Origin of the sequence: Austwickia sp., from assembly GCA_016699675.1 — a bacterium.
GTDB lineage: Bacteria > Actinomycetota > Actinomycetes > Actinomycetales > Dermatophilaceae > Austwickia.
Window position 1 is genome coordinate 1,068,287 of sequence record CP064985.1, and the last position, 22,268, is coordinate 1,090,554.

Annotated in this window: 19 protein-coding genes and 1 pseudogene; 12 read left to right on the forward strand and 8 right to left on the reverse strand. The window is 72.2% G+C overall.

Annotated elements, in window-relative coordinates:
* Positions 1–2 precede the first annotated feature (2 nt).
* Together IPK37_04985 and IPK37_04990 are read right to left on the reverse strand one after the other, a co-directional pair.
* On the reverse strand, positions 3–542 hold the full coding sequence (locus tag IPK37_04985; GenBank protein ID QQS01768.1) for an N-acetyltransferase: 540 nt from the start codon (positions 540–542) through the stop codon (positions 3–5).
* A gap of 417 nt (positions 543–959) precedes the next feature.
* Positions 960–1,781: a class II glutamine amidotransferase gene (locus IPK37_04990; protein ID QQS01769.1), complete on the reverse strand. Its 822-nt coding sequence runs from the start codon at positions 1,779–1,781 to the stop codon at positions 960–962.
* A 180-nt stretch (positions 1,782–1,961) separates the two neighbouring features.
* Between IPK37_04990 and IPK37_04995 the strand changes: the two genes are divergently transcribed.
* From IPK37_04995 to IPK37_05015, 5 genes and pseudogenes are all read left to right on the forward strand, one after another.
* Positions 1,962–2,135, forward strand: a complete 174-nt coding sequence (locus IPK37_04995) for a hypothetical protein (GenBank protein QQS01770.1) — start codon at positions 1,962–1,964, stop codon at positions 2,133–2,135.
* A gap of 139 nt (positions 2,136–2,274) precedes the next feature.
* A pseudogene (locus tag IPK37_05000) lies at positions 2,275–2,919 on the forward strand (TetR/AcrR family transcriptional regulator C-terminal domain-containing protein).
* 69 nt (positions 2,920–2,988) lie between these two features.
* Entirely contained in the window at positions 2,989–4,008 is a 1,020-nt protein-coding gene (locus tag IPK37_05005; GenBank protein QQS01771.1) for a pirin family protein, read from the forward strand.
* Positions 4,009–4,207: 199 nt separating this feature from the next.
* Complete coding sequence (locus tag IPK37_05010; GenBank protein ID QQS01772.1) at positions 4,208–5,020, forward strand: hydroxymethylpyrimidine/phosphomethylpyrimidine kinase; 813 nt, start codon at positions 4,208–4,210, stop codon at positions 5,018–5,020.
* Complete coding sequence (locus IPK37_05015; GenBank protein ID QQS01773.1) at positions 5,017–6,882, forward strand: ABC transporter ATP-binding protein; 1,866 nt, start codon at positions 5,017–5,019, stop codon at positions 6,880–6,882. The genes IPK37_05010 and IPK37_05015 overlap by 4 nt, the downstream gene beginning before the upstream one ends.
* Positions 6,883–6,912: 30 nt before the next feature.
* On the opposite strand, the gene IPK37_05020 is transcribed toward IPK37_05015, so the two are convergent.
* A complete protein-coding gene (locus IPK37_05020) occupies positions 6,913–7,512 on the reverse strand; it encodes a Uma2 family endonuclease (GenBank protein ID QQS01774.1) in 600 nt (199 codons plus the stop codon).
* 123 nt (positions 7,513–7,635) lie between these two features.
* Here IPK37_05020 and IPK37_05025 point away from each other — a divergent pair, with 123 nt between their 5' ends.
* From IPK37_05025 to IPK37_05035, 3 genes are all read left to right on the forward strand, one after another.
* The gene (locus IPK37_05025; protein QQS01775.1) at positions 7,636–8,418 is read left to right on the forward strand and encodes a nucleoside phosphorylase; all 783 of its coding nucleotides are present in this window, start codon (positions 7,636–7,638) and stop codon (positions 8,416–8,418) included.
* Positions 8,419–8,484: 66 nt separating this feature from the next.
* Positions 8,485–8,997, forward strand: a complete 513-nt coding sequence (locus tag IPK37_05030) for a PaaI family thioesterase (protein QQS01776.1) — start codon at positions 8,485–8,487, stop codon at positions 8,995–8,997.
* Positions 8,998–9,177: 180 nt separating this feature from the next.
* Positions 9,178–9,405 carry a hypothetical protein gene (locus IPK37_05035; GenBank protein ID QQS01777.1) on the forward strand — a complete coding sequence of 76 codons (228 nt, stop codon included), beginning with the start codon at positions 9,178–9,180 and terminating at the stop codon, positions 9,403–9,405.
* Here the strand turns inward: IPK37_05035 and IPK37_05040 are convergent.
* From IPK37_05040 to IPK37_05055, 4 genes are all read right to left on the reverse strand, one after another.
* Positions 9,402–10,265, reverse strand: a complete 864-nt coding sequence (locus IPK37_05040) for a glucose 1-dehydrogenase (GenBank protein QQS01778.1) — start codon at positions 10,263–10,265, stop codon at positions 9,402–9,404. The genes IPK37_05035 and IPK37_05040 overlap by 4 nt on opposite strands.
* On the reverse strand, positions 10,262–12,994 hold the full coding sequence (locus tag IPK37_05045) for a glucosidase (GenBank protein QQS01779.1): 2,733 nt from the start codon (positions 12,992–12,994) through the stop codon (positions 10,262–10,264). Before IPK37_05045 ends, IPK37_05040 begins: the two co-directional genes overlap by 4 nt.
* 552 nt (positions 12,995–13,546) lie before the next feature.
* The gene (locus IPK37_05050) at positions 13,547–14,080 is read right to left on the reverse strand and encodes a hypothetical protein (GenBank protein ID QQS01780.1); all 534 of its coding nucleotides are present in this window, start codon (positions 14,078–14,080) and stop codon (positions 13,547–13,549) included.
* Entirely contained in the window at positions 14,077–14,685 is a 609-nt protein-coding gene (locus IPK37_05055) for a hypothetical protein (GenBank protein QQS01781.1), read from the reverse strand. The genes IPK37_05050 and IPK37_05055 overlap by 4 nt, the downstream gene beginning before the upstream one ends.
* Before the next feature lie 86 nt (positions 14,686–14,771).
* Between IPK37_05055 and IPK37_05060 the strand changes: the two genes are divergently transcribed.
* The 4 genes from IPK37_05060 to IPK37_05075 all read left to right on the forward strand — a co-directional run bounded on the left by IPK37_05060 (position 14,772) and on the right by IPK37_05075 (position 20,154).
* Entirely contained in the window at positions 14,772–15,821 is a 1,050-nt protein-coding gene (locus tag IPK37_05060; protein ID QQS01782.1) for an NAD(P)-dependent alcohol dehydrogenase, read from the forward strand.
* Positions 15,822–16,318: 497 nt separating this feature from the next.
* Entirely contained in the window at positions 16,319–18,262 is a 1,944-nt protein-coding gene (locus IPK37_05065; protein ID QQS01783.1) for an acyl CoA:acetate/3-ketoacid CoA transferase, read from the forward strand.
* Positions 18,263–18,427: 165 nt separating this feature from the next.
* Positions 18,428–19,360 (forward strand): 3-keto-5-aminohexanoate cleavage protein, encoded by a 933-nt coding sequence (locus IPK37_05070; GenBank protein ID QQS01784.1) that lies wholly within the window; start codon positions 18,428–18,430, stop codon positions 19,358–19,360.
* An 86-nt stretch (positions 19,361–19,446) separates the two neighbouring features.
* On the forward strand, positions 19,447–20,154 hold the full coding sequence (locus IPK37_05075; protein ID QQS01785.1) for an HAD family hydrolase: 708 nt from the start codon (positions 19,447–19,449) through the stop codon (positions 20,152–20,154).
* A 22-nt stretch (positions 20,155–20,176) separates the two neighbouring features.
* Here IPK37_05075 and IPK37_05080 read toward each other — a convergent pair whose 3' ends face one another.
* On the reverse strand, positions 20,177–22,177 hold the full coding sequence (locus IPK37_05080; GenBank protein ID QQS01786.1) for a hypothetical protein: 2,001 nt from the start codon (positions 22,175–22,177) through the stop codon (positions 20,177–20,179).
* Positions 22,178–22,268: the final 91 nt, after the last annotated feature.

Sequence of the window (22,268 nt, forward strand, 5' to 3'; positions counted from 1 at the left end):
GGTCAGGTGCCGACGGTGTGGCTGCGCCGCTCCAGCAGCAGCACGTCGCGCCACTGCCCCGCGGCCGGCCCGTGCGTCATGAACCCCATCCGCTCCCGGATCCCCACGTCGCGGAACCCGACCCGCCGGTGCAGCCGGATGCTCACCTCGTTCTCGGGGAAGATCAGCGCCTCGATCGTCCAGATCCCGGCGCCCTCCGTGGACGCCACCAGCGCGTGCAGCAGCGACTCGCCGACGCCGCGGCCGGCCAGCGCCGGGTCGACGTACACGCTGTCCTCGACCACCCCGGAGTACACGCAGCGGTTGAACGCGGGCGACACGCACGCCCAGCCGCGGCAGGTGCCGTCGCCGTCCACCGCCGCCCAGCGGTGCTCCGGCGGCTTGTCCGCGGCGAAGTCCGCCCAGTCCGGCGCGGTCTTGGTCAGGGTCGAGTGGCCGGTCGCGATGCCGGCCTGAAAGACGTCGCGGCCCCCGGCCTGCCACAGGGCGGCCGTGAGCGGCACGATGCGGATCGCCGACGGCGCCGGCTTCGCGGGGCTCATGGGCGCAAGTCTGCCCTGCCGTAATTCGGTTGCGCGCCCCCTGGGGTGATGAGGCACCGTGGAGACCGCCGGACAGGATCCCCACCAGCCACGACAGCCACGACAGCCACGACGACGCCTCGACCGACCAAGGGCGTCGTACGTCGGCGCGCCCGGGGACCCGGCGGCCAACGCGAACCACCACCCAAGACCCGACAGACCCGACATACCCGACAGACCCGAGGGGAGGGACACCCATGTATCAGGAAGGCCCCAAGCTTCCCTGGCCATTCGGCCAGGGCCGCGAGGTCACGCAGAACCGGTACCGATCGGCGGCGGAGATCACCCGCTCCGTGCGCCGCGTCAGCCAGGCGCAGCGCAGGAGCGGGGGACGCTCGTGATCGTCGGCGTGGCCGCCCTCAGGCGTCCCGCCTGCCCTCAGGCGTAGGCGCCGGCGGGCACCAGGTCCAGCGCCGTCGTCGTCGCCTCGACCGTGGCGAGGTCGACCGTGGTGATGCTGTCTTGCGGCAGCGTCGTCCAGCCGGCCACGTCCAGCCCGGCCGAGGCGACGACGAACGCGCCGTCGGGCCGGCGGCGGTAGCGCATCGTGAAGTAGCGGTCGTCATGGTGCGAGGGCAGCTGCTCCGGGGGAACCGTCTCGAAGTGCCAGGTCGGGACGGGCGCGGCGCTGCTGGAGTTCACGACGACGAGCTCGGTGGGCGTCAGGGTGACCGAGTTGAGGCTCGCGTGCGGGTACGCCGTACGGATCCGCCGTACCGCAGTGGCGGCGGCCTCGGCGACGGTGAACCCGGCGGCGACGCCCTCGCGGATCAGCGCGAAGTAGAGCTCCGAGTCGGTCGTGCCGCGGACGGCGGCGAGCGCTGCCGGACCCACCATGGCGCGCAGCACCGCGGTGGGCGCGATCGAGCCGTTGTGCGCGAAGGCCATGCCGTCCGCCCGGAACGGGTGGCTGTTGCGCTTCATCACGGCCATGTGATCCGTGGCCATGCGCAGGTGGAAGATGCGCGCGCGGGACAGCGGGCGGTCCATCATCGCGACGAGCCGCTCGTCGTCGTACCCCGGGCGGACCGTGCGCTTGCGGCGTACCACCGAACCCGCGGGGCCGTCCTCCAGCCACGCGGTGCCCCACCCGTCATCGTGCAGGCGCGCCATGAGGCGGTACGTCTCGCACTGGTCGCTCCCGATGAGCTCCTCGACGGCCGCGACGCTCGGCGCGGCGTAGGCGAGTAGGCGGCACATGGTGATGGCTCCTTTGGGCACTGCGTGTGATCGGTCCGTCCAACCCCTCATCGGCACGGATCCGCCTGCCGATACCCCCCGAGGTGGGACCACCCCGAACCGCTTCACCGGCCGGGACATTAACATCGGGGTACCGCCGGACGTGGCAGCCACGCCCGGCACCCGACGCCGGAGGTTCGCGTGGCCAACTCGAAACCCCTCACAGGCAAGGTCGTCGGTTCCGGCCCCGTCGAAGACGTCGTACGGCGGGTGGGAAACGTCGTCCAGAGCAATGAGGTACGTCGTGCGATCGGCGAGGTTCTGCCGGCCGCCCGCCGCCTCGGCGAGGCCGTAGCCCGAGCGTGGCAACGCTGAATCCGGCGCCGCCCGGCCGCCCCCGCCGTCTGGCCGATGCCGAATTCCTGAGCCAGGTTAACGACTCTGGCCCTATAGCGGAAGCACCCGGGCCCTGCGTGTTTCATCAATCTGTTAGTTCGCTCACAGCGGGTCGGGCCGCGTGAACCGGCAGGACGTCCTGGACCGCGCCATCGAGACCCTCGACAGCTACGGCTTCGCCGACCTCTCGATGCGTCGGCTGGCCACCTCGCTCGGCGTCCAGCCCGGGGCGCTCTATTGGCACTTCGCTAACAAACAAACGCTGCTCATGGCCGTGGCCGAGGTGATCCTGCAGCCGGTGCTCACCCCCGCGACGGGTGCGCAGGCTCATGAGCCGGCCGACGGGACGCCGGTCGATGCCCCCGTGACCAGCGACCCGGGAGTGGCCCAAGAGGGGCGGCCGTGGGCCACGAACGTCCGCGTCTGGGCGACCACGCTGCGAGACGCGCTGCTCGCCCATCGGGACGGCGCCGAGGTGGTGGCCTCCGTGCTCGCCTTGCGACCCCGCGGGCTCGACCCCGCCGTGCCCTGCGTGACGGCGCTGACGGGCGCCGGGCTGCCCCCGGCCGAGGCGACGGCGGCCGCGGCGGCCCTGGTGCACTACACGGTCGGGCACGCCGTCGACGCGCAGAACCACGCGCAGGCCCGCGCGCTCGGCGTGCGGGAGGTGGCCGAGCAGGATGACGAGGCCGCCTCGGCCACCGAACGCTTCACGTTCGGTCTGGATGTCTTCCTCGCGGGGCTGGCGTTGCGCGTGCCGTGATCGGCGCCTGTCGAGCGGTCGCAGCGACGCGGGTTACCTTGACATAAGGACCCATTCGCGGAGGCTGTCATGGAACCGATCAAGCTGGTCGTGTCGCCCCGGCACGCGCCGCGCGCCGACCGGCGGACAGTGGGTCACGAGGCGCCGACGCCCACCGCCGCCGAGCGGCCGCCCGGTCCCGCGGACGTTCGCCCGGGCGGCCCCGCGCTACGCCGTACGCTCCCCGAGCGCCGCCTCGCCGCGGTCGGCGCGTGGTGCCTCGTCGAGCACTTCGGCGACCCGGAGACGGACCCGACCCGCCTCGCGCCGTTGGCCTACCCCGAGGTCGGCCTCATGTCCCTGACCTGGCCCATCGAGGGCCTCATTCGCCGGCGGGACAGCATCGGCACCGACATCCTGGTCAGCCACGGGCACGTGTGCCTCGGCACGGCGGGGCACGGCGTCACCGTCGCCGAGGCGGGCGTCGACGATCCCCGCGGGGGCCGGCACGCGCGGCGCTTCCTGCACGGCGTGCGCCTGGCCGCCGCGCTGCCCGCCGCCGTCCGCGGTCGGGCGCCCGAGGTCCAGGAGATCCACGCGCCGCCGCGGGTGACCTCGCCCACGATGCGGGCCACGGTGCTGGTCGGCCGGCTGGACGGCGAGTACGCGGAGTTGGTCTCCCCCGCCCGGGTGCACACCCCGCTGGTGGCGGCCGACATCACCCTGACGACGGGGACGGAGCGGCTGAGCCTGGAGCCACGCTACGAGCACGGCGTCCTCCTCCTCGACGGCGCGGTGTCGGTGGACGGGACCCCGCTGGCGGTCGGGGAACTCGCGTACCTGCCCGTGGGGCACCGCCGCGTCGACCTCGCGACGCTGCCCGGGTGCCGGGTGCTGCTGCTCGGCGGTACGCCGTTCGAGGAGGAGTTCATCCTCTGGTGGAACATCGTGGCCGCCACCCACGACGAGGTCGTCGCCGCGCGCGAGGCCTGGGAGCGCGGGGACCCTCGGTTCGGCGCGACGCCGCCGGGCGCGGCGCGGTCCGCGGCGCCCCCGATCCCGCCGGTTCGGTTGCGTCCGCGCCGCGGTTCGGTACGCCGTCGCGGCTGAGCCCCCCGGACCCCCCGCCCCACCCCGCCCTGCTCGCAACCATGGTGACAAGGCGCGCAACCACGGTGACGAGGCGCGCAACCATGGTGACGAGGCGCGCAACCATGGTGACGAAGGAGGGGGTAGCCCCGGGCCGGGTCGGCGTCCGGCACGTCCAGGCCGGGTGCGGGGACGTCTGCCCGCGCGGGACAATGGCGGCATGACCGACGATCTCCTCCCCCCGCCCCCGATCACGCTGACGATCGCCGGGTCCGAGTCCACCGGCGGCGCGGGCGCCCAGGCGGACCTCAAGACGTTCCAACAGCTGGGCACGTTCGGCATGGTCGCGCTGACCTGCATCGTGAGTTTCGACCCGAAGGCCGACTGGGGGCACCGGTTCGTCCCCGTCGACCCGCAAGTCATCGCCGACCAGCTGGAGGCCCAGCTGGCCTGCTACGACGTACAGTCCGTGAAGATCGGCATGCTCGGCACGCCCGCCACCATCGAGACCGTCGCCGGCGTGCTGCGCTCGAAGTCCTGGACCCACGTCGTGCTCGACCCGGTGCTCATCTGCAAGGGGCAGGAGCCCGGGGCGGCGCTCGACACCGACACCGCGCTGACCGAGTTGATCCTGCCGCTGGCGACCTTCGTGACGCCGAACCAGTTCGAGGCCATGACCCTGTCCGGGATGGCCCAGATCGAGTCCGAGGCGGACCTCGTCGAGGCGGCCCGCCGCATCCACGACCGGTGCGGCGCGGCGGTGTTGGCCAAGGGCGGGGTACGCCTGGCGGGCCCCGACGCGGTCGACGTCTTCTACGACGGCACCACCCTGGAGGTGCTGCGCGAGCCCAAGGTCGGCGAGCACGCCGTCAGCGGCGCGGGCTGCTCCCTCGCCGCCGCCGTCACCGCGGAGCTGGCCAAGGGCGCCACCCCGCTGGAGGCCGCCCGCCGCGCCAAGGCGTTCGTCACGCGCGGCATCCGCGCCCGGGTCCACGGCGGGGCGCCGTTCGACGCCCTCTGGCAGGGCGCGTGAGGGACGTCTTTCGGCTGCTCGGGTCCGCCCGGGAGCTGCGCCCGTATTACCTCGGCATCGTCCTCGCGTCGATCCTCACGGCGGCCACCGCGCTCGCCGTACCGTTCGTCATCAAGGCCGCCACCGACGAGGCCGTCGCGCAGGCGACGCACGCGCCGGGGGCGGCGGAGGACGGCGTACGGCGGATCCTGCTGCTCGCCCTGCTGCTCTTCGCCGCGGACCTCGCGAACACGCTGATCACCAACGTCGGCGGCTACCTCGGCGACGTCATGGCGGCCCGGCTGCGGGCGATCATGTCCCGGCGCTACTTCGCGCACCTGCTGCGGCTGCCGCAGCGGTACTTCGACGACGAGCTCACCGGCACCGTCGTCAACCGGCTGTCCCGCTCGATCACCGAGACCACCCAGTTCCTGCAGGCGTTCTGCAACAACTTTTTCCCCATGCTCATCACGATGGGCGCGGTCGTCGCGATCAGCGGCTATTACGCCTGGCCGCTGGCGCTGTTGCTGCTCGTCCTGTTCCCCACGTTCATGTGGCTGACGACGCTCACCACCCGCCGCTGGCAGGTGCTCGAGGGGCGCAAGAACGCCGAGCTCGACGCGGCCGGTGGCCGCTTCGCCGAGGTCATCGGGCAGATCCGGGTCGTCAAGAGCTTCGTGCAGGAGCGGCGCGAGCTGGGGGTGTTCGAGGGCCGGTACGCCGAGACGATCGGCATCACCCGGACGCAGTCGCGGTTCTGGCACCTGATGGACACCGCCCGGCGCGGCGCCCTCAACCTCATCTTCCTGGCGATCTACGCGATCATCTTCGTCCGCACGGTCCAGGGTGCGTTCACGATCGGCGTCATGGTCCTGCTCGTGCAGCTGGTCACGATGGCCCGCCAGCCGGTGACGATGATGAGCTTCCTGGTCGACGCGGGGCAGCACGCCGTCGCCGGCACCCGCAGCTACCTGGAGGTCCTGGCCCTGCCGCCCGAGCAGAACGCCCCGGGCAGATCGCCAGGCCAGACGGCGATTCCCCCCGGGCCGACGGCGATCTCGTTCGAGGACGTGTCGTTCGGCTACGGCGACACCGGGGCGGTGACCGGACCCGGGACCGGCGGCGTGACCGGTGCCGAGTCCAGCGCAGAGTCCGCGGCCGAGGTGCTGCGGGGCGTGTCGTTCGCGGTCCCCGCCGCGCGCCGGGTCGCGCTGGTCAGCGAGAGCGGCGGCGGCAAGACGACGCTGGTGAGCCTGCTGCTCGGGCTGTACCGCCCGCAGCGCGGCCGGATCCTGCTCGGCGGCATAGACCTGGCCGACCTGCCCGTCGAGGCCGTCCGGGGCGCGGTGGGGGTGGTCTTCCAGGACCCGTCGCTGTTCAGCGGGACGATCGCGGAGAACATCGCGTACGCCCGGCCGGACGCGACCCCCGAGGAGGTCCGGGTCGCGGCCGAGCGCGCCAACGCCCACCCGTTCGTCGCCCGGTTTGCCGACGGCTATGAGTCGCTCATCGGCGAGCGCGGCCTGAAGCTCTCCGGGGGCCAGAAGCAGCGGATCGCCGTGGCCCGCGCCATCCTCAAGGACGCGCCGGTGCTCGTGCTCGACGAGGCCACCAGCTCGCTGGACTCCAAGGCGGAGCGCCAGGTGCAGGCCGGCCTCGAGGCGCTGATGCGGGACCGGACGACGCTGATCATCGCCCATCGGCTCTCGACGATCAGTTCGGTGGACACCATCGTCACGCTGCGCGACGGCCGGGTGGACGAGATCGGTTCGCCCGAGGAGCTGTCGGGAACGGGCGGGATCTACGCCGAGCTGCTGGCGCTGCAGGAGTCCGGCACGCGGCGGGACAAGCGGCGGCTCGCGGCGTACGACATCACCGGCTGACCGGCGCGCCGTTCGGGACGCGGCTCGTCCTCACACCAGCAGGTCGGCGACCTCGATCGGGATCACGGTGCCGTCCATGCCCACCTCGACCCGCTGGGTCGGCGCGACCTCGACGTACCGACCGTCGGCGTCACGCTCGGCGTACAGCGTCAGCTCGCCCGGCTCGGAGCGCAGGTCGACGAGCAGGTAGGCCGGGATCCCCGCGAGCGCGTACTCCCGACGCTTGGTCACCAGGTCCCGCTCCACCGAGGTGGGCGAGACGACCTCCGCCACGAGCAACACCTCGTGCGCGAAGACCCGGTTCGTCGGCAACGGCGCGCGGTCCCGCGTCACCGCGGAGTTCACCGCGACGACGACGTCGGGTCGACGAACGGTCGGGGGCACCTCGGCCAGCGTGACCTCCAGGTCCATCGCGGCGAGCCAGCCCGCACGATGAACGTTCAGCGCTCCGACCAGGAGCGCCCCGGCCGCCCGATTGACGTTGCTTTCCGCCGCTGCCATCGTCGGTATGCCCTCGACCAGCTCATAGACGTCCTCGCGCCCCGAGAGGTGCTCATCCCAGTAGGCGATGTCCACCCGGGCCGGGACGGCCGCGTCCACGACCATGCTCATCAGGCTCCCCTCCTTCATGGTCTCTCCAGTCTGGCCCGCGCCGCGCTGCGCCGGCAACGGCTGTCCGCGCCATCCTGCCCGCGCGGGTCACCGCCCCGCTTGAGTTATCCACAGGCGCTCCACGGGTGCCAGAGTGGGGCCGTGAGCGCGCCGGAACCGGACCAGATCTGCCCGCTGCTGGAGTACGACCCGGACCCCACGGACGTCGTCACCGCGGCGCAGCCCGCGACACCGCGGGCGAGCGTGGCGCCGGCGGCCGTGCTGGCCTACCTGGGCGACGCCACGAACCGCTGGGCCGCCGAGCACGGCTACGAGCGCGTCACCAGCGTCAGGCTGTTGGGTCAGAAATACCCGGTGTACGTCGGGGCGCACGGGGCCACGCCGCTCACCCTCGTGGAGATGCCGCTCGGGGCCCCGGCCAGCGCCATCGTCGCCGACGACGTCTTCCGGATGGGCGCCCGCGTCGGCGTCGCGGTGGGTTCCTGCGGCGGCCTGGTGCACTTCGCGGAGGGCGAGTTCGTCCTGCCGGACCGGGCGCTGCGCGACGAGGGGACGTCCTGGCATTACGCGCCGCCGGGCCGCTGGATCGACACCAACCCCGCCGTACGGGCCGCGATCGCGCGGGCCTGCGAGGCGGCCGGGTACGCCGCGGTGACCGCCCCCGCGTGGACCACCGACGCGTTCTTCCGGGAGACCCGCGCCAAGGTGGAGGCGCGCCGCGCCGAGGGCTGCCGCGTGGTGGACATGGAGTGCGCGGCGCTGGCAGCGGTGGCCCGGCACCGCGGGGCGCGATTCGCCCAGCTGCTCTTCACGGCGGACACGTTGGCGGGAGGCGCGCACGACGCCCGGGGCTGGGGGCGTTCGGCCCACGAGACGGCCCTGCGCCTCGCCCTGGACGCGGCGGCGGCCGCGCCGCTCGCCTGACCCGCGGACGTCCTACGGCGTAGCGTGGCCCGCGTCCGACGCCGTACCAAGCCGCAGGGAGCCGCCATGACCAGCGCCTCGGGTTCGCAGGAGCCGCGCGCCGCCGCCATCCAGGACTTCTACCCCGAGGAGGTGGCCGCCTGTTACGGCTGCGGCAAGGACAACGAGGCCGGCCACCAGATCAAGACCTACTGGGACGGCGACGGGACGATCACCCGGTTCACGCCCCGCCCGGAGCACACGGCGATCAAGGGATTCGTGTACGGCGGCCTCATCGCCTCCCTCGTCGACTGCGCCGGGACCGGGTCCGCGGCGGGGGCGGGCTATCGGGCCGCCGGCCGCGAGATCGACGACCCGAACGACACCGAGCCGCCGCTGCGCTACGTGACCGGGCGGCTGGAGGTCGACTACCTCGCCCCGACGCCGATGGGCGTCGAGCTGGTGCTGCGGGGCACCATCGACGAGGTCAAGGGGCGCAAGGTCGTGGTGTCGGAGGAGGTCTACGCAGGCGACACGCTCGTGGCCCGCGGCCGCGTTGTTGCGGTGCAGATGCCCAGCACGATGGAGGGCGCCGGCTGAGGCTGCGGTGAACGCCGCACACAGGTTGGCCTAAAGTCGGCCCGAACCCACCTAAGGTCTACCGTCGCTTCGTTGCGCAAGCGCGCACGCCCGCCGGAGCCTACGGTGGAGATTCGGGCGGCTCCCCTCGCGGGGGCGGTGGAGCCGCCGCCAGGGTGTCGGACGGCGGGGGTGTCGTTGATGGCGGAACGGGTCAGGCGTGCGCTGGCGGTGCTGTTCTTGGCCGCCGCTGTCGTCGCGGCGATCCTGGTGCCGGTGCGCGGCATCACCCCCGTGCCAGGGCTCCTCTTCCTGACGATGTTTCTCGTCGCCACGGCCGCCAAGCCGGAGCCGGGGGCCGAGCGAGACGACCACAGCACCGACGCGTCCGAGGATCGCCTGAGCGACCGCTTCCCTGGGCCCGGTTAGAGGCCGACGCTGCCCTGCATGATCCCGCCGTCGACCACCATGGTCGTCGCAGTCATGTACGACGCCGCGTCGCTGGCCACGAACACCACCGCCGCCGCGATCTCCTCCGGCGCCGCGACCCGGCCCATCGGGATGGCCGCGTTGAGCTTGGCCGTCTTCTCGGCGTCCGCCATCGTCGAGGCGTTGATCGGGGTGTCCACGGCGCCGGGCGCGACGCCGACCATGCGGATCCCGTGCGCGCCGAGCTCCACCCCCGCCGTCCGGGTCAGCATCCGCATCCCGCCCTTGGCCACGCAGTACGCCGTGTTCCCCGGCATCGGCCAGTCCTCGTGCACCGAGCTGATGTTGACGATGACCCCGCCGCCGCCCTGCGCGACGAACTGCTTGGCCGCGAGCTGCGCCCCGAAGTACGCGCCCTTGAGGTCGATGCCCATCACCCGGTCGTAGTCTGCCTCGGTCGTCTCCAGCAGCGACTGGCGCGTCTCGATCCCCGCGTTGTTGACGAAGACGTCGAGCCGGCCGTACGTCGCGACCGCACGCGCCACCAGGTCTTCCAGCCGCGCCACGACCGAGACGTCGTCCTGGACCGCGACGGCCTTGCCTCCGGAGCCCTCGATCTCCGCGGCGATGTCGGCGTTGAGCTCGGGATGGACCACGTAGTCGATGACGACGTTGCCCCCGGCGGCCCCCGCGGCCTCGGCGATCGCGGCCCCGATGCCGGTGTTGCCGCCGGTGACGACGACGGTCTTCCCGGCGAGCAGGTCGCTGGTCGGCAGCGAGACGTGGGCGGGTCGGTCGGCGTCCGCGCTCGTCCGCGGGGACGCCAGCGCGTCCGAGGCGGGTCGGGTCTGATCGGTCATTGCTGGGCTCCTGGGCTCGGGTCGGGCTGGGGCGTCGGGGATTCGGCGCCCGCGGGCGCGGGGCCGGAGGCCGGATCGTGGGCGTGTGCGCCGCCCTGGTCGTCGCTGCTGGCCAGCGGGTGGCAGATGAGGTGCGCGACCAGGGCGGTCCAACCGGTCTGATGGGAGGCGCCCAGGCCGAGGCCGGAGTCGCCGTGGAAGTACTCCGAGAACGCCGGGTGATCCCACAGCGGCCCGTCGCCGTGGTCCCGCGGAGTCCCGGGGCGGCGCCCCGCACGGGACGCATCGGGCGCATCGGGGCCGCTGGCGGCGCCGGCGGCCCCGGCCGCGCTGGCGGCGTCGGACGCGCTGGCCGCGTTGGACGCGCTCGCCGCGTCGGCTGGCAGGAAGAGCGCGACGAGGCGGCGGTGCAACTCGTCGGCGACCCCGTCAAGGGACACGACATGTCCGGAGCCGGTGGGCATCTCGACCGTCAGCTCGCCGCCGGCCCCGCGGGCGTAGGTGCGCAGCGCGTCGACGATGAGCGCATTGAGCGGGAACCAGATCGGCCCGCGCCAGTTGCTGTTCCCGCCGAAGAGCCCGGTGTCAGACTCGCCGGCGACGTACCGGATGGACAGGTCCCGGCCTCCCAGGGTGTCGCTGAAACCGTCCCGGTACGCCGCGCTCAGCGAGCGCACGCCGTACGGCGAGAGGAACTCGCGCTCGTCGAGGAGGCGCGCCAGCACGCGGGCGTACCGCGCGGGCTCCACCAACGCGAGCGTCTGGGTGGCGCTGTCCCCGCTGCCCGAGGTGAGGAGCGCCCGGGTGAGCTCGGGAAGGTTCTCCGCCAGCCACGCCCGGCGCTGGGTGAAGTCCGGCAGCTCGGTGGCGACCCAGCTCGGCGAGAGGGCGACGGCCAGGACCGGCACCATGCCGACGAGCGAGCGGACGCGGACCGGGTGGGCGGCGCCGTCGGGGTCGACGAGGGTGTCGTAGAAGAAGCCGTCGGACTCGTGCCAGAGGCTGACGCCGGTGACGCCGTACGTCTCCATAGCCTCGGCGATCGTCAGGAATCGTTCCAGGCACATCGTGGCGACGTCGTCCCACGCCTGGTCGTGCCGGGCGAGATCCTGGGCGATCCGCAGCAGCGACAGCGCGAAGAACGCCATCCAGCTGGTCGCGTCGGACTGCTCCAGGCGCCACCCGTCGGGGACGTCGCGAGACCGGTCGAACAGCGAGATGTTGTCCATCCCGAGGAAGCCGCCCTCGAACAAGTCAGAGCCGTCGGCGTCCTTGCGGTTCACCCACCAGGCCAGATTGACCAGCAGCTTCGTCGCGATCCGGGTGAGGAAGCCGTGATCCCAAGCGCCGTCGCGCTGGTAGACCAGCCACGCCGCCCACGCGTGCACGGGCGGGTTGACGTCGGAGAAGCTCCATTCGTACGCCGGGAGCTGGCCGTTCGGGTGCTGCGCCCATTCGCTGCAGATGAGCAGCAGCTGGCTCTTGGCGTACGCCGGGTCGACGTACGACAGCGCCACCGCGTGGGAGGCGAGATCCCAGGAGGCGAACCACGGATACTCCCACTCGTCCGGCATCGACATGACGTCGGCGAGTTCGAGGTGGCGCCAGGAGGTGTTCCGGCCCGCGGACTCGCGGTCGCGGCGCTGCGGCGGGGGCGGCGGCTGCGCCGGGTCGCCCGCCAGCCACTCGCGCACGGAGTAGCGGTAGATCTGCTTGCCCCACATCAGCCCCGCAAACGCGCGGCGCGCGACGAGGTGCTCCTCCGGCGGTCGGTCGGCCGGGATCACCGCGGTGTAGAACTCGTCCGCCTCCCGTTCGCGGTCCGCCAGCACGACGTCGTACGACGTGCCGAAGGGCGCCGCGCTGCCCGCTCCCTCCGCGAGGCGCAGGCGGATGGTGCGGGTCTGACCGGGGGCGATGTCGCCGAGGTCGTAGTGGAAGGCGACCTTGGTGCCCACCCCGCCGGTGTTGAGCGCGCTGCGATCGCCGTGCACGACGGCGCGGTCGACGCCGTTCTTCGGATAGGGCGACGGCTCGCGACCGGAGGCGCGGGCGGCAAAGGCCGCGGACGCGCCGTACAGTCCCTCGATGTCGGTCTCGTTGTCGCAGACGAGGACCTCGGGGAGCCTCGAGGTCTGGGCTGCTTCGGCGGGTTCGGCGGCATCGGTGGCTTCGGCCGCCTCGGCGAAGCAGCGGTAGCGACCGAGGAAGTCGTGGACCGCCTCGACCAGGCGATAGCCGCGGGCCTCGGCGGGCTGGGCGCCCGGCGGGGCGTCGGCCGACGGCGCGCGATCCAGATCCGTCAGGCTCGGGTGGCGGGGGTCGCGGCCCCAGGCCCAGGTGTTGCGGAACCACAGCTGCGGCAGCACGTGCAGCGGCGCCGGGTCGGGGCCGTGGTTGGTGACGTCGATCTGGATGCAGATGTCGTCGGGCCCGGCCTTGGCGTGCGTGACCACCACGTCGAAGAACCGATCCTCGGCGAGGATCCCGGTGTCGGCCAGCTCGTACTCCGGCTGCGTGCGGTCCCGGGCGGCGTTCTCGCGCCGCAGCTCGTCGTACGGGTAGGGGGCCTGCGGGTAGCGGTAGAGCCAGCGCGCGAAGCTGTGGGTGGGGGTGGCGTCGAGGGGCCACCAGTACTCCTTGACGTCCTCGCCGTGGTTGCCCTCGGCGTTGGTGAGGCCGAACGGCCGCTCCTTGAGGCGGTCGTCGCGGCCGTTCCAGAGCGCCAACGCGAGGTTGAGGAAGCCATAGCGATCGCACAGGCCCGCGAGGCCGTCCTCGCCCCAGCGGTACGCCCGGGCGTGCGCGTGGTCGAAGGGAAAGTCGTTCCAGGCGTCCCCGGTGGCGGAAAAGTCCTCGCGGACCGTGCCCCACTGGCGACCCGAAACGTACGGCCCCGCAGTCGCCAGGGGTCGTCGTCGCGCGGGGCCTCGGCGAGCCGGGCGTGCTCGGCCGTGCTCGGGTGCGGGCGAGGCGGCTGATGACGCGGGCTCACGCGCTCAGGGTGCCACGGCCACCGTGGGAGCGCCCCCGGGCTGAGCTGAGGGTTTCCTGAGCGTGGCTCCGCCGGGGTCAGGGGTCGTCCGGCAGGCCGCACGCGCGGCGCAGGTCCCGCTCGGCCGCTTGCATCCGTTCGCGCCCCCAGATCGCGATCGGGGGGAATACCTGCATCTTGCTCGCGGTGCGGTCGTCGAGCCACAACTGCAGGTACGGCGACTCGACGCGCCCCTCCGGCTTGTCCTTGGACTGGGGCAGCTCGTCGTACCGGTTCTTGCCGCCGATCAGGGCGCCGAGGAAGCCTCGTACCGGTTGAACTTCAGCGCCACCACCCGGTTCGTCTCGTGGATGGCCACGACCTTGCCGTCCTTGACCGCCCGAATGGTGCCGTCGCTGACCTCGTAGCTCACGTGCCATGCGCCCCGGAGCGCCACTGCGGTGCCACCGAGGCCGACCAGGGCACCCCCGCTCATCGTGGTCGCCGCGTGCAGCACGGAGTCCAGGTAGGTCGGCTCGCCGCCGTAGAACACGGGACCGAGCGCGAGGGCGACTCCCGCGTATATACCCGCCAGGGTCGACGTCGGCCCGAAGAGCGTGCTGCGTTGCGGCGCGATGGTCAGCTTCCCGCCCAGCATGGACAGGTCGCCGCGGCGCACCTCGATCGGCGGCGGCGGGGCGTGGTCACCGAGCCGCGCCTGCCCGGGGCTGCCGGGGTCGGGACCGGCCAACGGTACGTCGGGTGCCGCGGCCGGGCCGTGGATGACGTCCTGGACCCCCACCTCGTCCTGCGGGTCGCGTCGCACCTCGCGATCGGTCATGGCGAGCCCCCTGGCGAGCCCTCTGCCGACTCGGCGTCGGCGTCGGCGTCGGCCGCGCGCGGCGAGCCGTCGGCGGGCAGCCCGCAGGCGGCGCACAGGCCGGCCAGCGCCTCGGCCCGCCGTCGACCCCAGATCTTGAGCGGCGGGAGCGCCGTGATCCGCGACCCGTCGCGGTCGGCCACCGTGACGAGGAGCCTCGGGACGGCCTGGGCGACCCCGAACAGCATGCCCGACGAAGACCAGGCCAGCCGGCGAATGCCCTGGACGGGGACCGTCACGTCGGAGCCGGTGGACTCCTGCGCCCGAAGGCGGCCGTGGCCGACCTCGTACTCCGGGCACGTTCTCGTCAGGGCGACCCGCAGGAGCAGCCCGAGGACGCTCACCAGCGGAAACATCAGGCTGAAGAAGACGGCGAACTGCGCGGCCTTCGGCCAGGCCCGGGGCGGCGGGATGACGGCCTGGGCGACCGTCATCAGCGGGAACAGCAGGACCGCCATCGCCAGCGCCTCGAGGGCGATGGCCCGCCAGGGCAGGTGGGCGTCCTCGCGCACGACGTACGACGCCTGCTCGTCCCCCGGCCCCCACGATCCGCCGCGCTCGTCCATCAACCCATCGTCGCCCCGGACCAGCCCGTTGCGCGAACGACCCCCCTGGGGTGCTGGCAGCCAACCGAACTCATTAGCGTGGGCGCATGCTGAACGTTGCCGCCTACGCCGCGCCCGCCGCCGGGGCCCCCCTGGAGAAGATCACCATCAGCCGCCGGGACGTCGGCGCGACCGATGTGCAGATCGAGATCGCCTACGCGGGCATCTGCCACTCCGACATCCACACCGTCCGGGACGAGTGGGGTCAGATGACCTACCCCCTCGCCCCCGGCCACGAGATCGTGGGCCGCGTCACCGAAGTCGGCGCCGACGTGGCGAAGTTCGCCGTCGGGGACATTGTCGGCGTCGGCTGCATGGTCGACTCGTGCCGGCGCTGCGCGGCCTGCGAGGACGGCCTCGAGAACTACTGCCTCGAGGGCAACATCGGCACGTACGGCGCGATGGGGTACGACGGCCAGATGACCCAGGGCGGGTATTCGACGCATGTGGTCGTCGAGGAGCGGTTCGTCGTGCGGATCCCCGAGTCCCTGCAGGGCGACAAGCTCGCCGCCACCACCCCACTGCTGTGCGCAGGCATCACCCTGTACTCACCGCTGCGGCACTGGGGCGTCGGCCCCGGCACCAAGGTCGGCATTATCGGCATGGGCGGCCTCGGTCACGTCGGCGTGAAGATCGCCGCGGCGATGGGCGCGGAGGTCACGGTCCTGTCGCACAGCCTGGCCAAGAAGGACGACGGCCTGAAGTTCGGGGCGACCCGCTACGTGGCGACCTCCGACGAGGCCGCGATGGCGGAGCTGCGCGGGGGCCTCGACCTCATCATCAACACTGTCTCGGTCAACCTGCCGCTGGACGACTACCTCGCGCTGCTGCGGTACGACGGCACGCTGGTCGAGCTCGGTGCCCCCACCAACCCGCTGGAGGTGGCGGGGTTCTCGCTGATCGTGGCCCGCAAGGCGCTGGCCGGCTCGTGCATCGGCGGGATGCCGGAGACCCAGGAGATGCTCGACTTCTGCGCCGAGCACGGGATCGTCGCCGAGATCGAGCAGATCAACGCGGATTACATCAACGAGGCCTACGACCGGGTCGTCGCCTCGGACGTCCGCTACCGCTTCGTGATCGACGCCAAGACCTTCTAGGCGGGCCGGGCCTCGACCGGTTCAGGTCGCGCCAAACCGGCAGAGAGGCGCCTTGTCTCACGCCGATATCCGCACACCGCGTGAGGCGCCTCTTCTCGTGGTGGGCGCCTCACCAAGGGGCGGGCGCCTCTCCCCGTGGTGAGCGCCTACCCCGCGTGAGGCGCCTCTCCTCACGCCGATAACCGCGCACCGCGTGAGGCGCCTCCTCTCATGGCGAGAGAGCACTCGTACGTACGAGTGCTCTCTCCACCCCAGGAGAGGCGCCTCACCAAGGACAGGGGCCTAGAGCGCGGCGTGGTCGAGGCAGCCGTCCCCGGATCGCGCCAGGCCCGTGGCGACGGGGCCCGGATCGCGCCAGGCCCGAAGCGGCGGTCCGCGTGTGAGTCCACTCACGCGCCAGTGAACCCCGCACACCCCGGGTGAGCCCGCATTTACGCTGGTGAGACCTATGCCGGTCGACCCCTCGCCGGCATGCCGCGCTCACCCGAGGAGGACCCGTGCGCCCAGGACATCCCCTGCGAGCCACCACCACCGACGCGGGCAAGTTCGTCACCGCCCAGGACGCCGTACGGCTCATCAACGACGGGGACACGGTCGCCACCAGCGGCTTCGTCGCGATCGGGTTCGCCGAGAACGTGGCGGTCGCGCTGGAGGAGCGGTTCCTCCAGACCGGTACGCCGCGCGGGCTGACCCTCTTCTTCGCGGCGGGGCAGGGCGACGGCAAGGAGCGCGGGCTCAACCACCTCGGCCACGAGGAACTCGTCGGCCGCGCCGTCGGCGGCCACTGGGGGCTTGTGCCCAAGCTGCAGCGCCTGGCGACGCAGAACCTCATCGAGGCGTGGAACCTGCCCCAGGGGGTCATCTGCCACCTGTTCCGGGACATCGCCGCGGGCAAACCGGGCACCCTGACCCGGGTGGGCCTGGGTACGTTCGTCGACCCCCGCTTCGGGGGCGGCAAGCTCAACGAGCGCACCCGCGAGGACCTGGTCCGGGTGATGGAGATCGACGACGCGGAGTACCTGCTCTACAAGTCCATTCCCATCGACGTCGCCATCGTCCGGGCCACCACGGCCGACCTCGACGGCAACCTGACGATGGAGAAGGAGGCGCTGACCCTAGAGGCGCAGGCCATCGCCATGGCCGCCCGCAACTCCGGCGGGATCGTCATCGCCCAGGTCGAGCGGGTCGCCGAGCGCGGCTCGCTGAACGCCCGCCAGGTGAAGATCCCCGGTGTGCTCGTCGACTGCGTGGTGGTCGCGGAGAAGCCCGAATACCACCAGCAGTCCTTCGTCGAGCCCTACAGTCCGGCGTTCGCGCAGGAGCTGCGCGTCCCGGCGTCGTCGCTGCCGCCCATGCCGCTGACCCCGCGCAAGGTGATGGCCCGCCGCGCCGCGATGGAGCTGACCGCGAACGACGTCGTCAACCTCGGCATCGGCGTGCCCGAGGGGGTCGCCAGCGTCGCCGCCGAGGAACGGATCATCGACCTGCTCACGCTCACCGCCGAGCCGGGCGTCATCGGGGGCGTGCCCGCCGGCGGCCTCAACTTCGGCGCGGGCACCAACTCCCAGGCGATCCTCGACCAGCCCAACCAGTTCGACTTCTACGACGGCGGCGGCCTCGACATCGCGGTCCTCGGGCTCGCGCAGTGCGACCGGCTCGGCAATGTCAACGTGTCGCGCTTCGGGTCTCGTCTGGCCGGGGCCGGCGGCTTCATCAACATCAGCCAGAACGCGCGCACCGTGGTCTTCGCCGGCGCCTTCCGCGCCGGCACGACGGACGCCCGGGTGATCGACGGCGCGCTGGCCATCGCCGCCGACGGCCCCGGCACCAAGTTCGTCCACGAGGTGGAGCACCGCACGTTCAGCGGCCAGGTCGCCGCCTCCCGCGGCCAGCGGGTCCTCTACGTCACCGAGCGCTGCGTCTTCCAGCTCACGGAGAATGGGCTGCGCCTGATCGAGATCGCCCCCGGCGTGGACCTGGAGCGGGACATCCTGGCCCAGATGGACTTCGCGCCCCTGGTCGAGGGCACCCCCGCCCTCATGGACCCGCGGATCTTCGCGCCCGGTCACATGGACCTGCGCGCCGATCTCCTCGACGTGCCCGTCGCCGACCGGCTGTTCCTCGACGCCGACCACGACCGCTTCTTCGTCGACTTTGAGGGCCTGCAGGTCCGCACGATGGCCGACGTCGAGCGGGTCCGCCGCGAGGTGTCGGGGCTGCTCGTGCCGCATGGTCGGCCCGTCTCGACCGTCGTCAACTACGACAAGTTCTCGATCGTGCCCGAACTGATCGACGCGTACGTCGAGATGGTCACCGACCTCATGGACCGGTACTACGCCGACGCCACCCGCTACACCAGCAATGCCTTCCTGCGGGCCAAGCTGGGCGCGTCCGCCGTCGACGGGCCGTGCCCGACCGAGGCCTTCGAGCTGGGCGCCTGACGCCGTACGGTCAGCCACCGGCACGACGTACGGCGTCGCCCCGCCGCCGTACGTCGCCGCCCGCCATACGACCAGAATCACCGGTCGTTCCCGCGTTGTACGCCGACGCCGCCCCCTAGATTGAGCCCGACCCCCGACCCGACCGACGCAGTTCGAGGTGGACTCATGGCGAAGAAGCGCAAGGTCATCATCACGTGTGCCCTGACGGGCTCGATTCACACCCCGTCGATGTCGCCGTACCTGCCGGCGAACGCCGACGCCATCGCCCAGGCCGGGCTCGAGGCCGCCGAGGCGGGGGCGGCGATCCTGCACCTGCACGCGCGCACGGAGGACGAGGGCCGCCCGACGCAGGACCCCGACGCCTTCCGCCCATTCATGGAAAAGCTCAATGCGAATACCGATGCGGTGCTGAACATCACGACGGGCGGCTCGCCGGCGATGACCGTCGAGGACCGGATGCGGCCGTGCATGGAATTCGCTCCGGAGGTTGCCTCCCTCAACCTCGGCTCGATGAACTTCGGGATGTTCCCGATGCTCGCCCGATACAGCGATTTCAAGCACGCGTGGGAGCCGGAGTATCTCGAGAACTCCAAGGATCTCGTCTTCAAGAACACCTTCAAGGACATCGAGACGATCCTCACGCGGGGCACGGCGAACGGCACCAAATTCGAATTCGAGTGCTACGACATTTCGCACCTCTACACGCTCAAGCACTTCGTGGAGCGCGGGCTGGCCCAGCCGCCGTTGCTGATCCAGTCGGTCTTCGGCATCCTCGGCGGCATCGGCACCCACCCCGAGGACCTCATGCACATGCGGCGTACGGCGGACCGGCTGTTCGGCGACAGCTACGAGTGGTCCATCCTCGGCGCCGGCCGCCGCCAGGTCCCGCTGGCGACGATGGGCTGCACGATGGGCGCGCACGTGCGGTGCGGCTTGGAGGACTCCCTCTTCACGACCGACGGTTCGCTCGCCGAGTCCTCGGCGGTGCAGGTCCGCAAGCTGCGGACCATCGTCGAGGAACTGGGCCACGAGATCGCCACCCCGGACGAGGCGCGCGAGATCCTGCAGCTCAAGGGCCGCGACAAGGTCAACATCTAGGGCCCGGCCGGGGTCCACCCGCCCGAGGTACGACCGCGACGGGCGCGCCTGCCACAGGCGCGCCCGTCGCGTGCGAACCTGGACCGATGAGCGTGCGCGCGGTGCTGTTCGACATGGATGGGACGCTGCTCGACCACGCCGCCGCCTCGGCCGCCGCGGGCGAGGCCTTCGTGGCCCGGGTGCGCCCCGACCTGCCCGTCGCCGAGGCGATGGAGCTGTGGTCGGACGCCGATCACGACGGCTACCAGCGGTTCCTCGCCGGCGAGATGAGCTTCCAGGAACGCCGGCGGTACGGCGTGCGCGGGCTCGTCCCGGCGCTGGTGCACGCGCCCGATCAGCAGGTGGACGAGACCTTTGCCGGTTACCTCGCCGACTACCAGGCGCGGTGGCGGGCCTACCCCGACGCGCGCCCGGCCCTGGCCGCGGTCCTCGACATGGGCCTGCGCGTGGCGGTCGTCTCGAACAACTCTCTGGAGCAGACCCTACAGAAGGCCGACGTCATCGGTTTGTGGCCCGAGCTGACCCCCATCGTGGCCTCGGAGGAGGTCGGCGCCGCCAAGCCCGACCCGCGGATCTTCCTCGCCGCCTGCGAGGCGATCGACTGCCCGCCGGCGGACACCGTCATGGTGGGGGACGACCTGATGGCCGACGTCCTGGGCGCCCTACGTGCCGGACTGCGGGCCACCTGGCTGAATCGCGACGATCCCCGCACCGTCGAGGAGTCGCTCAACCTGAGCACCTCCCCCGCGCCGACGATCCACAGCCTCACCGAACTGACGCGCGTGCTGTCTTGACCCCGTCACGGCGCAGCCCCCGTCACGGCCCGGCGGGCTGGGCGACGTCAATGACCCCCGGGGCTGGCAACCGCAACTCGATGCGGGTCCCGCCGAGCGGGCTGGCCAGCGCCGCGATCCGGCCGCCGTGGCGCTCGGCGATGCGGCGGCAGATCGCGAGGCCCAGCCCGGTCCCGGCGTACGCCGAGGCGTGCTCGGGCGCGCGGTAGAACTCGCCGAAGATGGCCGCCTCCTGGCCTGCCGGGATGCCGATGCCGGCGTCGTCGACCCACAGCACCACCCAGTCGCCGTCCCGGTGGCTCTCGATCGCGATGCGCGGGACGGTCCCCGGCACGACGTACTTCAACGCGTTGCCGAAGAGGTTCCCCAGGAGCTGGCGCAACTGGGCCCGATCGCCGACCACCTCGTCCTGCGCGCGGATCGTCACCATGGCGCCGCTGCGAGTGATGCCGCCGGCGACATCCTCCACGGCGTCGTGGGCGACATCGCCCAGGGTGAGACGTTCCGGGGCGATGGCCATGTCCCGCGCCATCGCGTAGCCCATGAGGTCGGTGAGGAAGCCGTTCATTCGTCCCACGGCCGCAAGCACGTGATCGGTCGGCTCGCGCCAGACCCCCTCGGGCACCGCACCGAGGTCCTCTCGCAACAGGTCGGTCCACATCTCGATGGACGTCAACGGTTGCCGGAGGTCGTGGGCCGCGACGCGGGCTAACATGCGCAGCTCGTCGACCTGCCGCCGCGACTCCGTGACATCGTGCAGCGCGACCACCGTGGCGCGGTCCGGCCCGTGGGTCAGCTCCTGAGCCTGCACGACCACCGTGCAGCCCGAGAGGCAGCCCGGTTCCTCGGCCACCAGGTCGACAGCGCCGTCCCGCAGGGACTGCTCGATGGCGTCGGCCAACCGGGGCGCAGCCGACCGGGGCGCGGCGCCGTTGTCCATGCCGGTGAGACGGGCCGCCGTCGCGTTGCGCATGGCCACCCGGCCCTCCTCGGCCAGGACGAGGACGCCGTCCGTCATCGACCGGATGACCGCCCCGAGCAGGTCGGCCTGCTGGGCCGATCGGATGGCCTCCTCGCGCGCCACGGCCCGTTCCTGTCGCACCTGATGCAGCAGGTGGGAGCGGCTCTCCCGGTCGGCGACCCCGGCCATGGCGACGACGAGAACCACCAGCAGCACCGTGTGGACGTGGGCGGACTCGACGTCGGCGGCCCCCAGTCCGAACGGGGAGTGGCCGAGCAGCGTCAACGCGAGGACGACCACTCCGACGACGACGAGGTAGAGGAAGGTCTCGAGGACCGAGAACACCGCAGCGCTGCCGATGGCGGCGATGATGACCAGGTAGACGAGGGGCAAGCGGACATCCACCGCCTCCAGGGCAAGGATCCCGACGACGGTGGCGAGCGTGGCGCCGCCGACCAGCACCGGGCCGACGCCGCGCAGGTACCACCGCTCCCGACGGAAGATCAGCCCCGCCGCCACCGCCCCGTAGAGCAGGCCGACGAGGTTGCGGATGAACCAGAACAGCGCTGCTCGCCAGCTCGACTCCCCCAGCACGAGCTGGGCGAGGGGCAGCGTCAGCCAGCCCGCCGCGTTGCCCAGCACGCAGGCGAAACTCAGCCGTCGCAGGTCTGGTCCCGAGCCGAGGTAGGGCGTGCTCCCACCGCGCCACCGGAGGTAGAGCCGCACGGCCACGACATCGGTGACTGTGTTGCACACGCCGCCCAGCAGGGCGAAGGCCGGCGCCATCCCCGTCATGACGTTCACGGCGGCCGTCGCCAAGACCATCACCAGCACGGGAACGCACAGCGACCGGCGAGACCACCACCGCGGCGCCTGGAGCAGCGGCAGCAACCAGGCGAACCCCACGCCGACCGCCGGCCACACCGCCGCGATCCGGGCGTCGGAGACGATGAGGGCGCGAGAGATGACCAGGGCAGCCAGGTAGGCCACCCCGAAGACCGCCGTCGCGGCGGGGGTGACCGTCGGGTCCAAGCCGTCCCGCCAACGGTCTCGAGCGGGCATCAAACGACACCTTTCGGGCGCGTCTCAGCGCCTCATCGCAGGTCCCGAGCGACCTCCAGCATATCCGCCGCTGCAATTGGCACGGAGCTGC